The following is a 23,335-nucleotide window of genomic DNA, read 5'->3' as shown; positions in this document are numbered from 1 at the left end:
GTTGCAAGGCTAATCTGTTTTTCCCATCATCTTGAAGGTGAACCACCCCAAGATCACAATAATGATCCCCATAACGGTCCATAGCCATATTTTGTTCTGAAACAGCGGTTTCTGAGAAGCTATTTGAGCATTACCGATCAATACTTCCTCACCTAATGATAAAGAGTTGACGACTTCGGGAATGTTTTCTTTGAAACGCAGGATATCGTAGTTCGGCATCCTTGCGCTTTGACTGCCATAGGTCAGGAAATAGTTGGCAGGTTCTGTAAGGCGCGCAATCAGTTCGTATTGATATCCTTTCACCTCGACCTCTTTGATATTGAGTGGACTATTGTCGTAATTATCGATGATCAGCTGCAACTTCTTTGTGATCGTAGCATCTAAGACAAACTCGTTTTTCTCGATTGAAGTCAAGGTACTTCGCATCATGGTCTCATATTGATATTTCCATCCTTTTTCGGTTTTAAGGCTGTCTTTTAGAAAGCGTATGGTGAGGGGACGATAGTAGTCGTAATCGTTATCCACCTGTACTGTAAGATGACTAACAGGAACCGCTTGAGACAACTCGACATCCACGATCGTGGCTCTATCCTTGGAACGGCTACGCTTCTCTATCGACTTAACATCGTACTTGTTGTAGCTTCCATTTACGGTATTTAGAAGGGATACTGCGGCAGTATTCAATGCGGGTTTTATGGCGTTATTGATGGCAATGCGATAATAGCGATATTTTGAATCGGCAAAGATGGCTTTTGAGAATTGATAGTCGGTCGCTTCATTCTTTATTGAAAGTATCCTATAATCCTCGAGTATGGTAAACCATTGGCGCTGATCCATACTCCCCTCTAAACGCAATCGCCAATCAAAATTTTCTTCTTTGAAATCGAGCGTCAACCGATTGATTGCATTTTTTGTGGGCACCTCAAGCGTAAAGTAGTGCGTATCTCCTTGTTGTGAAGTATTGAGCACTTCACACGGAACTGCCTGCCTTTTGACCTTCCCAGCACTTTTTTTCAAAATGTACGGTGCCTCGATCGTATCGCCTTGCGTTGTTATTCCATAGATGCGTAGGTCAGAAAAGTTATTTTCTATCCTTTCAAACATGACCTCTGGCAATACCACCTTGTGCCATGTATCGGTGGTTTTACCAAGCGCTCTCTTATATTTAAAACCAGCCATTTGCGAAAAAGCCAAGCTGCTAAAAAGGAAGAAAAGGACAACAATGCTATTGCTATTTTTTGGGTTCATCAGAAATTTGATTTTTATATTTATTATACAAAAATGAGATCACCAATAACAAAATACCCAAGGACATAAAAACAATGGTCTTTGAAAGTGTATTTAGATGTGCAATATCATAAAAGAAAAGCTTGATCAAGGTGATCCCGAATAGTATGATCGCCCCGATTCGCAAATGCTTCCTTCTTTTCCAGATACCGAAAGCGATAAGTATTAGCGAATAGACTCCCCAGAGGATGCTCAATCCTAGTTTGTACGATTGCGTCGACTCAGCCATATCCATCCAATGGATGAGTTCGCTACTTGCGATCCATAGCAAACTGATGTGTAACAGAATATCGAATCCGATCTTAAGATTGGCCTTTAAAAAATCTTGACGAACATATCGATAGCAGGCGTAGAGCATTGCAGCCATAAAGGCGAATGAAATATATCTGATCCAAATATGAAAACTCCCTTGATTAAAGTAATCCGCAAGATCTTGGGACAAATAGCCTTCACGAAGTTCACTTAGGAGAAATAGGCCTATCGTTAAGAAGGCCAATATGGAGAAGGTATTCAGCCCTAGATTGATATAGCCCAGTAGCTGATTCCGGAATCTCTTGATATTTACAAAAGTCAATACCGTGAAGAATAGCAAGGTGTAGTTGGCCACCCAGACCGCTTTGAATTGCAGAAGGTCGCTATTGGTATGATAGCCTTCATCGTTGCTCGCAATGGCCGTTAAATGATGTAAACGATCGTAGTAATATTCTATTTCAAAGCGGAATGAATAATACAAAACTAGCAGCAATATCCCGGGAATCATATAGGAGGCTGCCCTTGCCAACCATTTCATAGAGTTTAAGGCAGAAGGATACTTTGGATGTCGCTCTAGAAAGATGATGAATGCGAGCCCACCGGCAAATAAGAGCGACGTTAAAAAATGAACATTAAAGACCGGGGTCATTAGATGCTCTTTACTTAAGAAACCAAAGGTGCTATAGCCTGAGGACCAATCATGTATTAAGCTAATGAATGCTAGCAATATCAGCGGATAGGCCAGTTTTTCATAAATATCAATATTCTTCGTCCTACCGATCCAAAATAACAAGGTCGCCTGACCGATCCAAAGCAGGGTCACCCAATTTCCATCCAATTGAACAGGAATAGCAATGGTAATGAACACCAGGACCAGTCCCAAAATGAAGTGAAAAAGATTTTTGTCGGCGACTTTGCGCTTGTAGACCAGTAAACTCACCACAAAATGTACGATCGCATTGAAAAGTGTAAAAATACCTAGTAGTTGTGTTCCTGTCTCATCACCATCCAAAAGGGCATATCCAATTCCGTAGAAGATAAAAGAATTAGCCAATAGCACCAGAATATCGCCAAATTGGAATTTCTGCTGTTTTATCAATTTGTACGCGATGAAGGTCGTGTAGAAAATAATAAAGAACGTAAATAGAAAGATGAGCGCCAGCGAAAAATGTTCGTCTCGATAATAGTCCGCCAGATACCATGAGAAATAAATGATCCAGGTAAGAAAAAATGCCACATAATATAGTGGTTTCCACAATTTCTTGAAAGAGATAAACAAGATCCCTACGTTAATAATGGCCATATAGCTAAAAAGCACCGCAACGTCGCCCGACCCATCACTCAACAAGAAGGGAATTGCGTAGGCGCCTACCAAACCAATGTGCGCAATGAGCTGTTTATTATAGTTCAGCGATGCAAGAACGGTGAATGCCGTAAAAACGACCATTAGTATAAAAGTAAAGGTCTGCGAGATCAATCCATAAAAACTAAAGGCTGCAAAGGTGATGAAATACATGATCGCCATTGCGCCACTTACCAGAACCGCACTGTAGTTCTCATATTTTTTCTTCAATTTCATCCCAAAGGCCAAGAGCCCTAAGCCAGCGAGATAACCAAGAACGATACGTGTCAAGGGGCTTATCAGATCATTCTCTATCGAATACTTGGCGCCGATGGCCACCCCGATGACGGTGATCGCTATCCCGATCTTGTTGATCAGATTCTCACCGATAAACTTCTCTAGATCGGATTTGCCTTTAGGTTTTTGTTTCACTTTGGCCACCTGAGGTTGCGGCTGTGATTTTGGTGGCTGTGGAAAGGTCGCCTTCTTGATGTCTTCCACCTCTTCCGTGCGTTTTTGCAAGGTGGTCTCGGTGGTCACCTCTTTTTTAGGCTCTGGAGCTACTTGTTGTGAAGATCGTAACTCATTTACTTCCTTTCGCAATTCACTGATCTCTATGGAAAAGGTTTCTTGCCTTCTCAAAAGGCTTTCAAGCTTTGATAATAGCTGATCAATTCTTTCTTGATGGTCGGCCATATAGCAATCGTTCGTTTATATATTGGGGTTTCAAGATAGACAAAAAAGTAAAAAGGAATCATTTAAGTATCGATTCCTTTTCTAACTATGAGAATAATTCCTTTTAATGGATGACCCTATCATCAAGCGGAGCAATCCAAAGCTTCTAAAAACTTGAGATTTCTTTTCTTACCGATTCAAATTCCGCATTGATCTCTTCGATGATCTTTTCAGTGGGTTTTATATCGTGAATCAACCCTGCGATCTGACCTATCTCCAATTCTCCTTCCTCCAAGTCACCCTCAAACATTCCTTTTTTTGCACGTGCACGACCCAAAAGCGCCTTCAATTCATCTACTGTCGGACCTTTTTTGTATAAATCTTGGACATCATTGAAGAATTTGTTTTTCAGCATGCGTACCGGTGCCAGCTCTTTCAAGGTGAGTTGGGTGGCTCCTTCTTCGGCGGCAACCACCATTTGTTTGAATGCAAGGTGAGAAGAAGCCTCTTCACTTGCCACAAAACGACTACCGATCTGTACGCCATCAGCACCGAGGACCATAGCGCCAAGCATTCCCCTGCCCGTAGCGATTCCTCCGGCAGCGATCAGCGGAATTCTTATCTTTTCTTTCACCATGGGAATGAGCGTAAAGGTAGTGGTCTCTTCACGGCCATTATGTCCTCCTGCCTCAAAACCCTCGGCAACGACTGCATCCACACCAGCGGCTTCCGCTTTTAATGCAAATTTTACACTGCTCACGACATGAACTACGGTGATGCCGCGCTCTTTGAGCCATGTTGTCCACGTTTTGGGGTTGCCGGCAGAGGTAAATACGATTTTCACATCTTCTTCAGCAATGATCTCCATTATGTTCTCGATGTCGGGATACAACATCGGTACGTTGACGCCAAAGGGCTTATCGGTTGCCTTTTTACATTTTTGAATGTGTTCTCTCAAGACTTCAGGATACATAGACCCTGCTCCGAGCAGTCCCAACGCACCTGCGTTGCTGGCAGCGGAGGCCAATCGCCAACCGCTGGCCCAGATCATTCCCGCTTGGATGATCGGATATTGTATATTGAAAAGTTTGGTGATCCTATTTTGCTGCATTTACTGTTTGATAAGTTTGAAGGTCTGTTCTTTTTTGGCCGTCGTGATCTTTGCCAAATACATTCCTTTGGTAAATGTAGCAATATCTATAGTATTATCTGAAGTGGTAACCATTCTATCCACGAGTTGCTTGCCCAAGACACTGTAGATCTGTATGCGTGCCGAACTGGCAACGGTACCCAAGAGCACTTGGAATTTATTCGCCACAGGATTAGGTGTTATCGATAATTTTTGAAAAGGGACAGATGCTACTCCCAAAACATTCATCGCCAATTCTAAATTGGGGATTCCGTACCCCATCTGATCAGTTGGGCTTCCAAACATTGAACTCTGCTCTCTTAACAACTGCATGATCTCTAAATTGGTCTTCCCGGGATCCGCTTGCCATAGGCACGCTACCGCTCCTGCCATGATAGGCGATGAAAAAGAAGTGCCATTGGCTGAAGTAATGATGTTGTTTTGATCTATAATTGCTGCGGAAGCGCCCATGGCCATGACATCGGGTTTTACCCTGCCATCTGCAGTGGGGCCCCTTGAGCTAAAAGAAGCGTAATTTCCCGCTGCGTCAACAGCGCCTACCGTGAATACATTTCCATCTGCGGGCGCCGTGATGATGCCCCAAGGACTACCTCCAGAATTTCCGGCCGAATTAACGACCAGCACTCCCTTTTCAATGGCAACATTTGCTCCTTTGGTGATGATGGCGGTGTTACCATCCATGTCGGCCGTCGTATAATTATACTTGGCTTCATCAAACGTGCTATATCCCAATGAGGTATTGATGACATCGACCCCAAGACTGTCGGCCCTTGCCGCGGCTTCTACCCAATAGGATTCCTCCACTGGAGTCTCGCTACCAGCATCCTCGGTTCTAAAAAGATAATAGGCGGCATCGGGTGCGGTTCCTACAAACTGGTCCTGAATAAAACCTGCCATATCGGAAAGCACCAAGGTCCCATGATTGTTTCCAGTATAAGCGAATATATTTGGAGTTCTATTCACATAATCGTATCCACCCAGATAGTTTCCATTGTCTCGCATTTGCTGAAAGGCGCCCATGGTATCCACGTTTGGAAAACCACTGTCCAAAACGGCGATGACCATACCATTAGCAGTATAGTCCGCTTCATGAAGTTTATGGACATTGATCATGGTGATCTGGGTATTGGTATTTCCATAGTTGTAAATGACGGAGGTCTCTAATTTTCTCAGATGCAAATCTTGAAATTCGCTTATGACACTGCGAGAAGAAGGATTAAGGCTACGGTCAAAGTAGTAGACACTATCTACATATCCTAGTGATGCAAGTGCATCGATGGCAGCTTGTGTACCGATAACGTGCACCGCATTGAACCAACGCAGTCGCGCTTTTAGCTCGATATTTGGCAACGCTGCGATATTCGCAACATAGGTGTTATTCATGGGCACATCGCGTTCATCGATAGGCACGCCGTGAAGCGCTTTTCTATCGATCGCTTCTTGCGTGAGGATCGTATTTGGGTTGGCCAAAGCATCGGCCACGTTGGGTTTATCTGTGAAGTAGACCAAGGCATGCTCTTGGGCAATGGTCGTAAATGTGAACAGCAGGAGTAGGTATAGGACATGCTTCATCATCGAACACTTTTAAAGCAATTTACGAAATTACGCCCGAACCTACCAATTCGTCCTCCAAATACCAAGCCACGAATTGCCCTTCGGTGATTGCAGATTGAGGCTGCTCAAAGTCTACATAAAGTCCCCCATCTACCTTATAAAGGGTAGCCTTTTGAAGGGGTTGACGATAGCGAATACGAGCCATTACTTCCATAGTACCATCAATGGGCAAGGCCAGATCTTCGCGCACCCAATGCAGCTCATCGTTTGTGACGAAAAGGGTTCTGCGATAGAGGCCGGGATGACCTTTTCCTTGTCCGGTGTATATCACATTCTCGTCGACATCCGTATCGATCACGAAGAGCGGTTCTGCGGTTCCACCAACAGCCAAGCCTTTTCGCTGACCTTTTGTAAAATAATGTGCTCCCTGATGTTTTCCTACGACTTTTCCTTCGGAAACGGTATAGCTATATTTTTTAGAGAAATGCGCCAGCTCCTCCACTTTCGAGTTAAATTTTGGCGCCTTGGCATGAAAATAAGGCCGTGTTTCTGGAATCTCGACGATCACACCTTCTTTTGGCCGTAGCTTCTGCTGCAAGAAATCCGGTAATCGTACTTTTCCTATAAAGCAAAGACCTTGAGAGTCTTTCTTATCTGCAGTCACGAGATTCTCTCGTGTGGCGATCTCCCGAACTTCGGGTTTGGTAAGTTCGCCAATAGGAAAGAGCGTTTTTGACAATTGCTCTTGAGAAAGTTGACAAAGGAAATACGATTGATCCTTGTTATTATCGGCACCCGAAAGTAACTGATACACTTCCTTCCCGTCCTTTGTGATCGTTCCTTTTCGGCAATAATGTCCTGTGGCGACAAAGTCCGCGCCAAGATCGAGAGCAATCTTCATAAAGACGTCAAATTTGATCTCTCTATTGCAAAGCACATCTGGGTTTGGAGTGCGCCCTCGCTCATACTCGTTGAACATATAATCCACGATACGTTCTTTGTACTGAGCACTAAGATCCACCGTTTGAAATGGAATGCCCAATTTATCCGCAACGATGAGTGCGTCATTGCTATCCTCTAGCCATGGGCATTCGTCCGAGATGGTCACCGAATCATCGTGCCAGTTCTTCATGAACAAGCCGATGACCTCGTACCCCTGCTCTTTTAAGAGGTATGCTGCAACACTACTATCTACACCGCCCGATAGGCCGACGACCACTCTTTTCATTAGTGAGAGAAATTTTGAAGTGCAAATTTACAAAATCACAGGGTAAATGAGAGATATGAAAAAAGTATAATGGCATACATGGAAAATACTCGTGCATACATGGTAAGAACTAAATAAGGTCTTTGCCAACGCTCGCAATGACCGATTTATCTATTATTGCATAATTCTACCCGAGAGAACACATCAAAATTCCTCATGCATCCAAATAAAAACAAGAAACGTCTTTGTGAGGGCTCAGCCCGAAGCAAACCGCCAGACCAAACTATAAGGATAAGGAGATTGCTTCGCCCACGAGGGCTCGCAATGACCGATTGATTTGGTTTTAGTGGCAAGAATATATCTTTCTATTTTAAACCCCTCAACTCGTCAACTCCTTAACTTTTTATACTCACTAATTTCCTTTTTTCAGAAACTTCGGGTTCTTAACCGGACTGTAATTTTTAGTTTCTACGATCTTCCCATCCTCATAGAAATTCCAAATGCCAACGCGCTTGTTGTTCTTATAATTTCCTTCTGAGATCTTTTTCCCGTGCACATCATAGTAGATGACAGGTCCTTCGATCTTGCCATCCACATAGACAAATTTATGATCCAGTTGACCATTGGGATAGTATTTGGCATAAGCACCCTGAAGCACTCCGTCCTCATAATGAAGCTCCTCTAATAATTGTCCATTCTTATAATACACCTGAGAAAGGCCATGCAACACACCATCCTTATAGTTTTCTTTATTCATTATTAAATCGGAGTTCTGATGATAGTACAACCATTCTCCAATTCGAAGTTTTCCTCGCATCTTTCCCTTGCTGATCACTTGTTGATTTAAGGCATAATAGGTGACTTGGGCGGTATCATCATCGGTATTGAACGCTCTTGTAGCAATTGGTTTTTGTTTACTCTTTTTAGAATAATACTTAAACACTCCTATTTCTTTACCATGTTCGAACTGCCCTTCGTATCGCAGTTGTTCCGTGCCTTCGTAATATTTTTTCCAAATCCCGTGTCTTTTACCCTCGCTATCAAATCCATTGACCGTGTTTTGTGCGTATATAACGGAGAGGTTGAATGTTAAAAATATGATAAATTCGATATGATGACGAATACTCATAGTAAATCTGTTTAACTTTTAACTATATTTGTTCAACAATAAAAATAACTCAAAAAGCATTTTTTATGAAAACGATTTCAAAATTAATCAAAGTAACCTTAGTAGCATTACTTTTTGTAGTGTCTTCTTGTAGTAACGATGACGATGGGGGTTCTAGTATTCCAAACATCGTAGAACTTGCACAATCATCTCCCAACCTCACCAGCTTGGTGGCGGCATTGGAAAAAGCAGACTTAGTAACAACACTTCAAAGTGGTGGAGCTTATACCGTACTAGCACCAGACAATGATGCTTTTGGTAGAGCACTTACCACTCTTGGATTTGCCAGTTTAGATGAAATTGACACTCCCGAGGAGATTGCTGCATTAAGAAACATTCTACTTAACCATGTCATTTCTGGCACCATTATTTCGGCTCAGATCAACACTGGATACGGTAGTACCCTTGCAACAAATGCAGACGGCGATAACCTCAGTATTTATCTGAAGAGTGATAATAATGGCGTTTCATTTAACGGGATGTCGGAAGTGACTGCTGCTGATTTGCCAGCATCGAACGGTGTGGTGCATGTAGTGGATGAGGTGATCTTACCTCCTACGGTTGTAACTTTTGCAACTGCTGATAGCAACTTTTCAAGCCTGGTAGCGGCGTTGACAAGATCGGACCAGCCCGCTTTCGCCGATATTTTGGCGAGAACGGAAGGTGCGAATAACGACGGGTTTGACCCTGATTTTACAGTCTTCGCTCCTACCGATGAGGCTTTTGCATCTTTAATTGACAGTAACCCGTCTTGGAATTCTCTAGAGGATATAGATGGTGCTCTATTGACAAGTGTTTTACTACACCATGTGAAAGACGAGGCCAATATCCGCTCTGGTGATTTGACTGATGGCATTAGTCCTACAATGCTCGAGGGAAGCATTACTATCAACCTGCCTGGGGATGATGGTAATCCTGCCAAGATAACAGATGGGGCGGGAAATATGAATATTGCTGTTATAGCTGTTGACGTACAAGCAGTGAACGGTGTAATACATGTTATTGCCGAAGTAATGATTCCAGCGTCCTAATATTCAAAGACAGAATAAATAAGAAACCCCGAGCAAATGCTCGGGGTTTTTTCTTGGACTCAACTTTTAAAAAGACGATGGATTCCTGCCTGTGCGAATGACAAAAGTCACGCTATTTCTATCGCTTCTTTGCCTTTGTCTTTTGCTGCGCTTCGGCCTGTTCCATCATCTCGGCCATTTTTTTCTGGAACCTGTTCTGCTTCTTAGGTTTTTTCTTCTGTTCTTGGACCTGTGCATGGATCTTCTCCTCATCCAAGATGTAATTCTTGATGACCAACATGATTCCAATGGTGATCAGGTTAGAAATGAAGTAGTATAGACTTAAACCACTAGCATAATTGTTAAAGAACACCAACATGATCAGCGGGGACAAGTACATGATGAACTTCATATTTGGCATCCCTGGCTGCGTCTGTTGCATTTGCTGCCCCGTGGTCATCATCATATAGATAAAGATAGCGATAGAAGCCAAGATCGGGAATAAGCTTACGTGATCTCCATAGAATGGAATATTGAATGGCAATTCTGCCACTACGTCATAAGAAGACAGATCCTCTGCCCATAAGAACGGCTTTTGCCTTAGGATAAATGCTGTTGGGAAGAACATGAATAACGCATAGAACACCGGCATCTGTAATACTGCTGGCAAACAACCACTCATGGGGCTTGCCCCTGCCTTGTTGTACAACTTCATGGTCTCTTGCTGCTTTTTCATCGCGTCGTCCTTATACTTCTCATTGATCTCGGCGATCTCTGGCTTCAACACCTTCATCTTTGCCTGCGATACATATTGTTTGTACTGAACAAATGACAATAGTAATTTCACGATGATCGTCATAGCAATAATGGCGATTCCAAATGGTAAGAATCCGCTTAAGAAACCAAACAATGGCGTAAAGATCCATTTATTGATCCACCCAAAGATGCCCCATCCAAATGGAATGGAGTTTTCAATGCCTCGGTCGTACTTGCGCATGGTGTTGAAGTCGGTAGGACCAAAATAGAAATCCATCCCGTAGTTCAGCTCTCCACCATCCAGTGTCAAAGGAATGCTCGACGCATAGGCCTTGGTGAATTGTACATCCTTGCCCTCATCCTCTACCAGATCAACCGAAGATAGTGTTGCTTCCTTAAAAGGTATATCCGTTAACAATATGGCACTAAAAAAGTGCTGCCTAAAGGAAATCCAACTTAGACCTTCTTCTACTTCTTCATCCTCGCCAGTTGCACCAAGCTTGCTGTGTTTGCCACCATCATGCTCATAGGACAAGCGTGTATATCTATTCTCGTAAGTCACACTCTTAGATCGGCGCAAGCCTTTCATCTGCCAATCCAAGTTGATGGGACCATTGCTATTCAAGACTTGGGAAAGTCCTTGCGAACGCACGGAAAAGTCGATCATATATGAATTGGGGTTCAATTCGTAACGGTATTCAAGGAACCTGTCCGCAGCCACTTTCAATTTCATCGAAAGCACGGTGTTCTCACCATTCTTACTCAAGGAAGGTTCAAAATATAGGTCTCTTGTGTTAAGGATGTGATTGTCGGTGGTGCCAAAATTGATATTAAATGAGGTATTCCCATCCTTTACAATGTGCAATGGCAATGAATCGTAGGTAACAAACTCCTTTAGGTAAAGCTCAGAGATCTGTCCTCCCTTATTGCTTACTTTTGCATAGATCAGGTCGTTCTCTAACACTTGTTCGCTATCAGATGCCGATGGTAGGGTGGCCGAATAGGCAAATGCTCCCAAAGAACTTTGTAATTTGGCCACAGCCAATGAATCTGTAGGACTTGCGGTCGCTGGTGTTTCCGCTATCTTCGTTTCAGCTGTATTCTGTTCTGAAGCGACCCCCTCCACTTGCTCGGTCTTGTTTTGTTCTGCTTCGAGCTCTTCTTGCTTTTCCGCAGAATTATTGAACATCATCCAGGTGAGGATTCCGGCAATCAACACCATTCCTACCAACTGCCAGGGGTCAAACTTTTTTTCTTCCATGTAATCAAATAATATAAAGGAACGTCAAATGCTATTAGTTAGTTATAAGACGTTGTATTCTGTTTATGTTCATCAAATCGAAAACCAAAAACGGTTTTTATGCCAAAGTGGCACGTTTATTTTCTGCGTACAGTAGGCTTGCTCTTACAAAGGCTACAAATAGTGGATGCGGATTGGCTACCGTACTTTTATATTCTGGGTGATATTGCACTCCAACAAACCACGGATGATCCGGCAACTCTATGATCTCCACAAGGCCGGTGTCCGGATTTAAGCCAGTAGCGCGCATCCCAGCGTTGATCAAGCGTTCTTTGTAGGCATCGTTAAATTCATAGCGATGTCTATGGCGCTCCATAATTTCTTTTTCACCATATATTTCAAATGCCTTGCTCCCTTCTTCGATGGTACACTTCCAGGCACCCAAACGCATGGTCCCCCCCATATCGGTGATCGTCTTTTGCTCTTCCATCAAACTGATCACTGGATGCGGGGTATGCTCGTTCATCTCCGTTGAGTTGGCATCTTCTAACCCCAAGATATTCCTTGCATATTCGATAACGGCCATTTGCATTCCAAGACATATTCCCAAAAAAGGAATATCGTGTTCGCGTACGTAACGCACCACCTCTATCTTGCCCTCGATACCGCGCTCTCCAAAACCTGGAGCTACCAACACACCATCCAAGTGTCCGATCTTCTTCGCGACATTCTTGGCATCGATATATTCTGAATGAACACTTTCCACATTCACCTTCACCTCATTCGCTGCACCTGCATGAATAAAGGCTTCTAAGATAGATTTATACGAATCTTGAAGTTCTACATATTTTCCGATCAGGCCAATGGTCACTTCGCTTTTTGGATTCTTGTGGCGTCTCAAAAAACTGTTCCATTGCGCTAGATCGGGTTTGTCGTCATCGGCCAAGCCCAATTTTTTCAAGGTCACGCGATCTAGCCCCTCCTGAAGCATCAGGTTTGGAACGTCATAGATCGTAGATGCGTCGATCGATTGTATGACCGCTTCACGCTGCACATTACAAAAAAGCGCCAGCTTGTGTCTTAATTCTTCAGAAAGCTCATGTTCCGTTCTGCAAACTAGAATATCTGCTCTGATTCCGCTCTCCATCAAGGTCTTTACAGAATGCTGCGTGGGTTTGGTCTTTAGTTCTCCAGCGGCAGAAAGATAGGGCACTAAAGTAAGATGGATCACGATACCGTTGTCGTCACCAAGCTCCCATCGCAACTGACGTACTGCTTCGATATAGGGTAGTGATTCAATATCCCCGACCGTACCTCCTATTTCGGTAATGACAATATCGTATTCCCCAGAGTCTCCTAAAATTTGGATGCGCTCTTTGATTTCGTTGGTGATATGTGGTACTACCTGCACGGTCTTCCCCAAGAACTCCCCTCTGCGTTCTTTTTCTATAACACTTTGATAGATTCTACCTGTGGTCACATTGTTCGCTTGCGAGGTGGGAACATTTAAAAATCGTTCATAATGACCGAGATCCAAATCGGTCTCCGCCCCATCATCTGTCACATAACATTCCCCATGTTCGTAAGGGTTCAGCGTTCCAGGATCGACATTGATGTAGGGGTCAAATTTTTGGATGGTAACCTTATAGCCCCTCGCTTGAAGTAGTTTTGCCAAGGAAGCGGCAATGATCCCTTTACCCAGGGATGAAGTAACACCTCCCGTAACAAAAATATATTTGGTCCTTGCCATGAATCGAATTCTTAGTTACGGGATGCAAAGATATGGAATTGCTTTGGGAATTACGAATTACGAAATAAGAATGTCTGTTCGAGTGATGTCCAAGAGATCGTATCGAGAACAGCTTCCTATGACAGCTTACGAATTATGAATTACAAAATGAGAATTTGAAAATGAGAAAATTTGAAAATCTGGAAATGGATGTATGTTGAATGATTGGTCAAGAACCGAGAACATAGAACCTAGAGTGCAGAGCCACCCGTAACCCAAAATCCACAAGCAGCTGTCGATACCCGTCCGAACCGAACGTTCGGGCAATTCCTCGCTTCACTCGCAATCACTCGAACCTGCCTGCGGTAGGCCGGCTGACACGCGCTAATTGACACCCTTCAACCAAGTTAATTGATCCATCACCGTCAATTCCAAATGAAATACCACTATTCCGGAAACTGACGTTGAATGTTTCTTATGATGGGCTCAAGACCATTGATCTTCACCTCATAAATGGTCTGTAACAACGCCCCTAACTTCCCCTCTGGAAAACCTTTTTGTTTAAACCATACAAGATAAGCTTCTGGAAGATCGACCAGATGGCGTCCTTTATATTTTCCAAAAGGCATCTTATAGTGAGCCAATTCTATTAGTTTATCTTTATCGGGCTGTAATTGCATGGCACAAGTTTACGACAAAGCCTTCAAACATTTTTTTATATGTTCAGAGCATTTTTGGCAACCGGCCTGTTTTTTCTATCTTTTCTTTCATTTTCCCAAGAATTTGAAGAGGAGGTGAATGCGTTGATTACGATGTATCCTAACGTGCAACCCAAAGACTCCGCAATCGTCTTTACCGGAAGTTCTAGCATCAGAATGTGGCATCATCTTCAAACAGACTTCCCTGGCAGAAATATCATCAACACAGGTTTTGGCGGTTCTGAAACCAGCGACCTGATCTTCTACAGAGAGCAACTGGTGCTGCGCTTTTACCCGGTAAAAGTCTTTATTTATGAGGGAGACAACGATATTGCCAGAGGCAAATCGGCAAAAAAGACGTTCAGGCATATGAGGCGATTGGTCCGAAAGTTGCAACGGAAGCTTCCTTTCACCCAATTTGTGATCATTTCTGCAAAACCGAGCCTCGTACGATGGCATCTAAAAGACGACTATTTACAATTGAATAGACTTTTGGAAAAATTGGCGAAACGCAAACAAGGCGTTGAATATTTGAATATCTGGGACGCCATGCTTGATAAAGAGAAGCAACCTCTAAAAGATATCTTTATCGAGGATGGATTGCATATGAACGCGAAAGGATATGGAATCTGGAAAGAGGCCTTTAAGAGTTATTTGTAAGCAACAAGTCTCTGTAATTCCTTCTGTATTTTTATTTGCCACGCCTTTTGCTGTTCTTTGTTCAAGGAGAAATCAACTTCATTATCGTAGCGGGTTTGCATGGCTTTCATATCTGAGTTTGCCTTTTTGTACAATGCATCCATTTCGCTTTGCATGTTCTTGGTAAAGTTGAACGCTTGGATGGCCTTTCTCAATTGCCTAGCATGTAATTCAGAGATATCGAAATGCAATTGCTCGTGTGCAAGGAGATTTTCTGAGGCCATTTCTTTTTTATACCAAGAATCCTGAGGATGGAAATAGCAGACCACCTTGCTGTTGTATGTTACCTTTCCTGCCCTGATCTTCCCGCTAAACTCATGGTAGAGACCTGAGGCCGTGATCGCAGCATAGGGAGTGTCTTCGTCTGGCGCTCCCTTAAAATCTGCCCAGGTGAGCTTTCGGTCCTCCCTCCATTCAATACGCTCATCTTTCTCTATTGAGAACGAATTCAACAGAAAAAAAGAAATCGCGATGAATAAAAGCTTTTTCATTACTTCACCTCCTTGATATTCAACCCGTCGTATTGTACGATATGAACCGCATTGTTATAGTATCCACCTATGGGGTTTCTCTGATAGTTGAATTTATTCTCGAAGTATCTGGTTTCACCCACATAGTTGGCAGCAACAAAAAGGTCTTGCTTGTACGCCAACCTTAGGAGCACGTCCATGGTGACGTCGAAGCCTCTTGATGCATCCTCGTTAGGCGAGATGGCATAGGCCTCTTTATAGTTTTTCTCAAATCCTTTGAATTGCTCACTATACGAGGGAAAAGACACCGAAGGGAAATGAAAATTCAAGCCAGCTAGATAATCATTGGGAACATTATCATTGTCGTATGCATCACCTCTAAAAGTAGTAAAGAGCTTCACCTCCTTTTCGAGCTCTTTATTTGCATTTTGAGAGTTCAAAACAGAGACGGCACTGGTGATCAAACCTAAATTCTTCGTTTCTAAGATCACCCATGTTTCTTCTTTCTCCTTGATCAACTCTTCTACATCCTCTGGTTTTATATATCCTCCTTCACGAGCATCGACAAACTCTGCCTCGGGAAATTTTTCCTTCAGCATCTTTTTGATCGCCTCGTGTTCTTTATCACAAATGACCAACAGTTTTCTGTCTTCTTTGTGTGCTTGTATATAAGCGATCATTTTTCTTCTCACCTCATATTCTGTGGGCATGGACAGAAACAAATTACCATCAGACCGGATCTCTTTATTGGAGATGGGTGAGATGATAGGGATATTTTGTCCTCTCAGTTGTTTAGCTACCAAAGCTACATTTGCCGGTACCAAAGGCCCTATGACCGCCTGTGTTCCTTCAAAATTGGCCGATGACAAGATCTGGTTAACTGTAGATCTCTTACTTTCTGTGTCAAATACCTGCGCTTCTACAGAGATACCCAATGTTTTTGCATATTCCATCGCCATTTTAGCTCCAGAATAAAAGTCCAAGGAAACGGTATATAGATTTCTGGAACCCGACAGTTTTTCCTTGACCAATTTTATGGAATCCATTCGCATATCCTTCAACCTAAATGGAATCATAAAGGCGATCTTTGTCTTGCTGCCTACGTGGACGCTATCTAAAATATTGAATGGCACCATGACGAGGGAATTCTTCACATCCAAAGCCTGAGCTCTATTGATCGGGATCTTTAGCACCATCCCTGGATGTAGTCCTTTTTCATTCAGTTCTGGATTAAATTCTTTGATCTTCTCCTCGTTAAAACCGGTCTTGCGTTCAATTGCAAAATAACCGTCTTTCGGCTGCACATGATAGAACACGAAATTCTCTGCATTTACTTGCATTGGAACTTGAATACTCGCTGGCTTGGAAGGAATTCGAAGCACCATGCCCTCTTTTAAACCATCCTTTAGTTCCGGGTTGAGCTCAAGCAATCTGGCAGGGGTGATCTTGTACTCTCGCGTCAAAGAATACATGGTCTGCTTCTTTGGCACAATATATTCGATAAACTTTGGCGTATCAATAGCTAAGGTGTCAACTATAGGCAATGTATCCTTTGGTTTTGGAAGTTTCAACACAAAATCTTTCTGTAATATCGGTCCCATATCAGGATTTAAGGCCTCCAATTCGGCAATGGTAATACCATTTTTATTTGCGATACTCCATTTGGTCTCCTTTGCTTTCACCCTATAATCCATAAGATCCGTGATCGCAAGCGTATCCCCATCGATCACCGTGACCTCCTCTATGACCTCGACTTCTTTGAAACGCGGAATTTGTAGCTTCATGCGCTTTTTAAGCGGTTCTTTATATAGAATAGGATTGTATCTCTTTATCTCATCTTGAGTGATCCCATAGCGCTGCGCCAAACCAAAGAGCGTCTCTTTTCTTCGCACCTTATGCTTTATGAAGCGCTCAACTACCTTTTCCTGTTCTTGCACCTCCTGCGGTTTTGGCATTGGTTTTTCTATTGGCCTTTCAATCTCGGGCGTTCCTTCTTGGGGCGGTTCTACCTCCTTGGCCTTGTTTATAGGAATAATGAGATAGGCCCCTGGATAAAGCTCTTTCCCTTTAAGGTCTGGATTGAGCTCCAAGATATCTGCCGGTGTCAATTTATAGAGACGCGCAATAGAGATAAGCGTCTCCCCTTCCTTTACGGTATGACTTTTATAATCGGTCTGCGCCTGAATAGAAAAGGACAGCAGACACATCGTTAACAGAAATAAGATCTTTTTCATTCTAAAATTTGGTTATTCCCACTCAATGGTCGCAGGCGGCTTTGAGCTGATGTCATATACTACTCTATTAACGCCTTTTACTTTATTTATTATTTCATTGGACACTTTTTGAAGGAATTCGTATGGCAAATTCACCCAATCAGCCGTCATTCCATCCGTACTTTCTACAGCCCTTAAAGCTACACATTTTTCATAGGTACGTTCATCTCCCATCACACCGACGGATTGAACTGGCAGGAGCATTGCTCCTGCTTGCCATACCTTATCGTAAAGTCCCCAATCTTTGAGGCCCTGCACAAAGATATGGTCGACCTCTTGCAGCATACGCACTTTTTCGGCAGTGATATCACCCAAGATACGAATTCCGAGTCCTGGTCCAGGAAAAGGATGTCTTCCTAACAGTTCGGGGTGCAATCCCATAGAGGCCCCAACCCGACGAACTTCGTCCTTAAACAAGGAGCGCAATGGCTCCACCACTTTCAATTTCATAAAATCTGGCAGACCGCCTACATTATGATGACTTTTAATGGTGGCCGAAGGACCGCCAGTAGCCGAGACCGATTCTATCACATCTGGATATATCGTGCCCTGTGCCAACCATTTCGCATCTTCAATTTTATGTGCCTCATCATCGAAGACCTCGATAAAGGCATTTCCAATAGCTTTACGTTTTTTCTCTGGGTCTTCAATTCCTTTTAAGGCTTCCAAAAAGCGTGCCGAAGCATCTACACCTTTCACATTGAGGCCCATCCCCTCATATTGTTTCAACACATTTTGAAACTCATTCTTCCTAAGCAGGCCATTATTTACAAAAATACAATGTAGTTGATTGCCGATGGCCTTATTTAACAGTACCGCAGCAACGGTAGAGTCCACGCCTCCGCTTAGTCCCAGAACCACCTTTTCCGAGGCGATCTTCTCCCTTAATTCTTCAACGGTCTCTTCTACAAAATGAGCCGGAGTCCAATCTTGTTCGATCTTGGCAACTCTTACCAAGAAATTCTCCAATAACCGCTTGCCATCTTTCGAGTGGTACACTTCTGGATGAAACTGGATCCCATAGGTATCTTCACCTTTGATCATGAACGCAGCATTTTCGACATCGTGCGTACTCGCCAGTCTTATGGCACCTGTTGGGAGTTCTTTGATGGTGTCGCTATGGCTCATCCATACTTGAGAACCTTCATCTATTCCTTGAAAAAGGACATTTCCATTGGCAATGGTGGACAGGTTGGCGCGACCGTACTCTCTAGTATTGGAAGGAGCCACGTTACCACCACCGAAATGAGCAAGATATTGCGCTCCATAGCATACTGCCAACAATGGCTTTTTTCCTCTGATCCCGGAAAGGTCCGGATGCAGGGCATCCTCATTTCTAACGGATACTGGCGAGCCAGAAAGAATGACCGCTTTGTATTGGTCCAGATCTTCAGGGAGATGGTTATAGGGTTTTATTTCGCTGTAGATATTCAGCTCTCTAACGCGGCGTGCAATCAACTGGGTGTATTGCGAACCAAAATCTAAAATGAGTACGTTGTCATGTTGCATGCGCAAAAATAACATTAAACGCAGATTATGCAATGAAACAAAAACCTAATTTTTCGTGAAGGTTTTTTCTTCCTTACCAACCCCCGTAATCGTCAAGGATTTCCATTTTTTTGGAAGTTTGGTGTCCAATTGCATAATGCCACTCTCGGTGATCTCTATGCCTCCTATGCCAAAAATTACAGCTTGCAATGTGCCGCCAGCACCAGTGGCAAAATACGGATTGGTGCCACCTGCAGTTTCGGCGAGCACACCAAAGGGTGGTAATTCGTTTGGTTTGTAGCTTTTTACGAACATCTCAAAGGACTTTTTCGCATTTCCCAAACGTGCATATAAGACCGAAAGGATGGCGCCTCCCATTGCCGGACCGTCCACAGCCAAGCGAGGTTCGTAATATTTTAAGTCTTTTAGGATATCTTCCTCTTTGGTCACCACTTTTAAAGGATATGCCAAAAGATTGACATCCGCCTGTTTTATGGTCACCCCATCATAGGTTTCGTTCTCCTTGGTCGTACCGTCTGGAAACTTTAGAATTGGGATATTCTTCGCTACATGGCGCCAATCGGGATTTGGAGTTTTCCCTAATCGCTCGGCCGCTAAGGAGGCATATTCTAGAACGGTCTTGACCATTCCGTTGGTAAAGGCGTTGTTATTGATATTCTCTTCCCACTCATTTGCGCCGATCACATTATTGATCTCATAGCGTCCCGCTCCCTTACGTTCCACCCTACTGCTCCAAAAATCGGCTACCTCTTTAAGAACTGGATATCCACGCGTTGCAAGCCACTCTTTATCATTGGTCACTTCATAATATTTCCAAAAGGCCCAGCCAACAGTGGCAGAAATGTGTTGTTGAAAGGGGCCCGTCAAGGCCCAAACAGGCGTATCTTCCGAACCATCTTCGGCAGATTCCCAAGGAAACATGGCACCATCATAGCCGTGTGCAAAGGCATTTTCCTTGGCCGCACCCAAACGTTCATAGCGATATTCCAGCAAAGATCTTGCGATCTCGGGTTGTAAAACAAGAAGCGGAGGGTACATCCATAGTTCGGTATCCCAAAAAACATGTCCGTTGTACCCTAAACCAGACAAACCCATAGGTGAAAGCGAATAGGCTGTTCCTTTTCTTGCAAAGGAATATAGGTGATATAAGGCCGAGCGCACTGCTCGTTGCGATTCGATATCTCCTTCTATCTGAACGTCGCTTTGCCAAAGGTCATTCCATGCGTTGATATGGCCCGATTCTAAACGCTGTATACCTTCCAGTTTGGCGTAGATGGTAAGACGTTCTGCCTCATTATGCGGATCATTATTATGTACCGAAGAGATCGTAGAACCAACGAGAGCAAATCGATAGGTCTCTCCGGCCTTCAGCTGCTTTTTAAACTTCATCAAATGCATATTATAGTCCCAGTCCTCATGGATGATATTGGGCTCTTGTCCATGTTTTTCTGGGAATATAAAGGAGGTTGAAGCGGCAACTTTCTTCATGCCGGGACTGAACGCCACTGAACTCATCAATGGGATCAGCACGTGTGGGCGATCGATCTCTGAATACAAATTACGTACATCAGAAAGATGATTAGGTGCCTCGATATAATTGATGGGAATGACCGTGACATTTCTCTTTGCGGTTATCTCGATGATACTCATAGCGGTGTAAGGAAGGTTGCGCAACGACATCAATTCATGTTTCACCGAAACATTGTTCCCCACTTCAAAAGTAGTGATGAGCTTGGCTTTTTTCATGTCCAATGTTTGAGCATAGCCAGAGATATCCTTTGGTCCTATCCTTCGTCCGTCGACTTCCAAATGCATGTTCATATGACTGAAGGTCTTTAGAATATTGCTCACACGACCTCGTTGGTAATAATCATAAACTCCATTTAGAATGACTTCATCAACTTTTAAGGGCTGCGGAGATGATACCATTCCAACCATACCATTCGCAACGGTAATCCCATAATAATTTGTTGGGTCGATATCCGCAGCCTGAATATGCCAGGGAGATTTGGACAGGTTTTGAGCTTGAAGAAATATGGTAGTGAGGATCAGCAAAGATGTCAACATTCGTTTCATAATATGGCGGTTTTGAGATACTGGTCTTTGACCTTCACTAAAATATAAAAAACTAAGCAATGCCATAGAACTATTCGACCACCTATGCTTTCTGCTAGAACTAATGAATGAACCTAGAGATTTCTGTGGTATTCTGCATCTGCGTCTTTCACGAGAGGGAATCTCGATAATTTTGGTATCTTTAGTTGACCAACAACTAATTCCAACGGTGAAAAAAGGTACCCTCACATTCATATTCCTTTTAATTTCTTTATTCCTAAAAGGGCAAAACGATAAAATTGTAGACAGCCTATTGACACTGGTAAGAAGTGAACAGACCCAAGATACTACCAAGATCAAGGCTTATAACGATCTAGGAATACAATACGGCCCTTCAGACCCAACGGTAGCCAAATCGTACATTAGGAAAGCTATGGCGTTGGCAGAAGAGACCGATCGTCCACGAGGCGTGGCTGGTGCCTATAATTGTTTGGGAATCGTCTATTACTATCAAAAGGAATTGGATTCTGCGAGGATCAGTTTCGAGAAAGCCTATGAGATCAATTTAGAGCTCCAACATGCTTGGGGGCAGGCTTCGGCCCTGAATCAGATCGGAGTGATCCAAAGCTTACAAGACAACTATTATGATGCCATACAAACGTATAAAGATGCAGGTGCCATCTTTCTATCCTTAGGAGATTCTATCGCCTATACAAAGTCCATCGAGAATATCGGCTTTGTCTATAGTAGAATGGGACATCGGCAGCGGGCGGCAGAGCATCTTTTCGAAGCTATCCGATTATATGATCGTCTTAATTTTCAAAAAGGTATCGAGCGAGGCTATTATCGCATGAGCTCCATTCTAATAAGACAGAAAGACTACGAGAAGGCGTTGGAGTATATCGAAAAATCCATTCCTGCCGTAGAAAGAGATGGCGATAAATATGTATTGAGCAGCATGTTACATGACAAAGGATTTTGTCTTATCCAATTGAAACGCTATCAAGAGGCCTTATCCAATTTAGAGAGGTCCCTTAACTATCGTAAGGCACTATCCAATAAAAAGGGCTTGGCGCACACCCAAACAATGATGGGGATGACCTATTATAAAATGAAAGAATACCCGAAATCCTACGAATTATTGACCAAGGCTATCGCAAATCAGTCAGAGGAAGGGTATACCAAAGAGAAGATCAGAGCTCACAACTATTTGGCTAAGACCCACAATGCCCTGAACCAACTAGGTCTGGCTAAAAAACACGCCAATATTGCATTGAACCTAGCAAAAGAAATAGCGAATATCGAACAGGAATCAGAAGTTACTTTGACATTGGCCTCGATTGCAGAGCATCAAGGCAGGAGTGACGAAGCTTTGAATCTCTATAAAAAGCATCATGTGCTCAACGATTCTATCAATAGTCAGGAACAGCAAAACCGAGTCCAAGAGCTTCGAACTATCTATGAGACCGACAAGAAAGAACAAGAATTAGCACTGAAGAACAAAGAGATCGAGTTATTGGAACAAAAGCAACGCGCGGCCAAGAGCGAACGAATCTTACTCATTATACTCATCGCTGGATTGTTATTGCTGTCGGGGTCTCTTTTATACGGTCTTCGTCAAAAACTAAAACGCAATCAGCTGGAAAAGGAAAAGGTAGATAGCGAACTTGCCTTCAAACGAAAGGAATTGACCACCCATGCCTTACATTTGGCGAAGAAGAACGAGGTGCTCGAAGGGCTAAAGCAGCAAGCGGAAGCGCTCAAGGCATCTTCCATTGGTGAAAGTGGCTATCATCAATTGATACGAACCATCAATTTTGATCTTAAAGACGATAACAACTGGGAGAATTTCGCTCGATATTTTGAGCAGGTCCACAAAGATTTTAGTTCGAATGCTAAAAAGAATTTCCCCGGTATCACCTCAAATGAATTGCGTTTGATGGCCTTGTTAAAGATGAATCTTTCCTCTAAAGAAATCGCCAATATCCTCAATATTTCGCAAGAAGGTATTAAAAAAGCGCGCTATCGTCTTCGAAAAAAACTGAATATCACCACTGATGAATCTCTTCAAGACATTGTGCTAAGCCTTTGAAAACAAGGCTTTAGAGCGATGTCCACCTTTTGTCCTTGTTTCTCGAAAAGGCGTCCACTGTTTGTCCACATTCCTTTTTTTATTTCTCATTTTCAGGGTTTTATGTTTGTCTCGTCATTTAGTTGACCAACCGTTTTGTGGAGGCTTGCTCGCCTAAGGGCTGCAGACC

16 protein-coding genes are annotated in these 23,335 nt (G+C 43.2%); 3 read left to right on the top strand and 13 right to left on the bottom strand.

All coding sequences use genetic code 11. The annotated features are described in order from the left end of the window. Nucleotides 1–9: 9 nt before the first annotated feature. The 6 genes from ACFQ1M_RS03570 to ACFQ1M_RS03545 form a co-directional block, all read right to left on the bottom strand. Complete coding sequence (locus ACFQ1M_RS03570) at nt 10–1,248, bottom strand: DUF3999 family protein (RefSeq protein WP_386403974.1); 1,239 nt, start codon at nt 1,246–1,248, stop codon at nt 10–12. Further along, nucleotides 1,232–3,577: a DUF2339 domain-containing protein gene (locus tag ACFQ1M_RS03565; RefSeq protein ID WP_386403971.1), complete on the bottom strand. Its 2,346-nt coding sequence runs from the start codon at nt 3,575–3,577 to the stop codon at nt 1,232–1,234. Before ACFQ1M_RS03565 ends, ACFQ1M_RS03570 begins: the two co-directional genes overlap by 17 nt. Nucleotides 3,578–3,722: 145 nt before the next feature. Next, nucleotides 3,723–4,667, bottom strand: coding sequence for an NAD(P)H-dependent flavin oxidoreductase (locus ACFQ1M_RS03560; protein WP_386403968.1), 945 nt, complete (start codon nt 4,665–4,667; stop codon nt 3,723–3,725). Then, nucleotides 4,668–6,281 (bottom strand): S8 family serine peptidase, encoded by a 1,614-nt coding sequence (locus ACFQ1M_RS03555; protein WP_386403965.1) that lies wholly within the window; start codon nt 6,279–6,281, stop codon nt 4,668–4,670. 19 nt (nt 6,282–6,300) lie between these two features. Continuing rightward, nucleotides 6,301–7,488 carry a tRNA 2-thiouridine(34) synthase MnmA gene (mnmA, locus tag ACFQ1M_RS03550; RefSeq protein ID WP_386403962.1) on the bottom strand — a complete coding sequence of 396 codons (1,188 nt, stop codon included), beginning with the start codon at nt 7,486–7,488 and terminating at the stop codon, nt 6,301–6,303. A gap of 391 nt (nt 7,489–7,879) precedes the next feature. Further along, nucleotides 7,880–8,596, bottom strand: a complete 717-nt coding sequence (locus ACFQ1M_RS03545) for a toxin-antitoxin system YwqK family antitoxin (RefSeq protein WP_386403959.1) — start codon at nt 8,594–8,596, stop codon at nt 7,880–7,882. Between the two features lie 65 nt (nt 8,597–8,661). Here ACFQ1M_RS03545 and ACFQ1M_RS03540 point away from each other — a divergent pair, with 65 nt between their 5' ends. After that, nucleotides 8,662–9,666 carry a fasciclin domain-containing protein gene (locus ACFQ1M_RS03540; RefSeq protein ID WP_386403956.1) on the top strand — a complete coding sequence of 335 codons (1,005 nt, stop codon included), beginning with the start codon at nt 8,662–8,664 and terminating at the stop codon, nt 9,664–9,666. A gap of 118 nt (nt 9,667–9,784) precedes the next feature. Here ACFQ1M_RS03540 and yidC read toward each other — a convergent pair whose 3' ends face one another. The 3 genes from yidC to ACFQ1M_RS03525 form a co-directional block, all read right to left on the bottom strand. Then, complete coding sequence (yidC, locus tag ACFQ1M_RS03535) at nt 9,785–11,662, bottom strand: membrane protein insertase YidC (protein ID WP_386403953.1); 1,878 nt, start codon at nt 11,660–11,662, stop codon at nt 9,785–9,787. A gap of 97 nt (nt 11,663–11,759) precedes the next feature. Then, nucleotides 11,760–13,391, bottom strand: a complete 1,632-nt coding sequence (locus ACFQ1M_RS03530; RefSeq protein WP_386403950.1) for a CTP synthase — start codon at nt 13,389–13,391, stop codon at nt 11,760–11,762. A 425-nt stretch (nt 13,392–13,816) separates the two neighbouring features. After that, a complete protein-coding gene (locus ACFQ1M_RS03525; RefSeq protein ID WP_386403947.1) occupies nt 13,817–14,050 on the bottom strand; it encodes a DUF3820 family protein in 234 nt (77 codons plus the stop codon). A 39-nt stretch (nt 14,051–14,089) separates the two neighbouring features. Between ACFQ1M_RS03525 and ACFQ1M_RS03520 the strand changes: the two genes are divergently transcribed. After that, nucleotides 14,090–14,728 (top strand): GDSL-type esterase/lipase family protein, encoded by a 639-nt coding sequence (locus ACFQ1M_RS03520; RefSeq protein WP_386403944.1) that lies wholly within the window; start codon nt 14,090–14,092, stop codon nt 14,726–14,728. Here the strand turns inward: ACFQ1M_RS03520 and ACFQ1M_RS03515 are convergent. The 4 genes from ACFQ1M_RS03515 to ACFQ1M_RS03500 are packed head-to-tail and all read right to left on the bottom strand — an operon-like array spanning nt 14,719 to nt 21,095. Continuing rightward, nucleotides 14,719–15,258, bottom strand: coding sequence for a DUF922 domain-containing protein (locus ACFQ1M_RS03515; protein ID WP_386403941.1), 540 nt, complete (start codon nt 15,256–15,258; stop codon nt 14,719–14,721). The genes ACFQ1M_RS03520 and ACFQ1M_RS03515 overlap by 10 nt on opposite strands. After that, complete coding sequence (locus tag ACFQ1M_RS03510; protein WP_386403938.1) at nt 15,258–17,471, bottom strand: LysM peptidoglycan-binding domain-containing protein; 2,214 nt, start codon at nt 17,469–17,471, stop codon at nt 15,258–15,260. The genes ACFQ1M_RS03515 and ACFQ1M_RS03510 overlap by 1 nt, the downstream gene beginning before the upstream one ends. Before the next feature lie 12 nt (nt 17,472–17,483). After that, nucleotides 17,484–19,019 (bottom strand): glutamine-hydrolyzing GMP synthase, encoded by a 1,536-nt coding sequence (guaA, locus tag ACFQ1M_RS03505; protein ID WP_386407053.1) that lies wholly within the window; start codon nt 19,017–19,019, stop codon nt 17,484–17,486. A 45-nt stretch (nt 19,020–19,064) separates the two neighbouring features. After that, on the bottom strand, nt 19,065–21,095 hold the full coding sequence (locus ACFQ1M_RS03500) for a glycosyl hydrolase family 95 catalytic domain-containing protein (protein ID WP_386403935.1): 2,031 nt from the start codon (nt 21,093–21,095) through the stop codon (nt 19,065–19,067). Between the two features lie 103 nt (nt 21,096–21,198). On the opposite strand from ACFQ1M_RS03500, the gene ACFQ1M_RS03495 reads away from it, so the two are divergent. Next, the gene (locus ACFQ1M_RS03495) at nt 21,199–23,166 is read left to right on the top strand and encodes a tetratricopeptide repeat protein (RefSeq protein WP_386403932.1); all 1,968 of its coding nucleotides are present in this window, start codon (nt 21,199–21,201) and stop codon (nt 23,164–23,166) included. Nucleotides 23,167–23,335 lie beyond the last annotated feature (169 nt).

The sequence above is a fragment of the Sungkyunkwania multivorans genome (assembly GCF_042675645.1).
GTDB classification, from domain to species: domain Bacteria; phylum Bacteroidota; class Bacteroidia; order Flavobacteriales; family Flavobacteriaceae; genus Sungkyunkwania; species Sungkyunkwania multivorans.
This window is presented reverse-complemented; position numbering and strand designations above follow the sequence as displayed.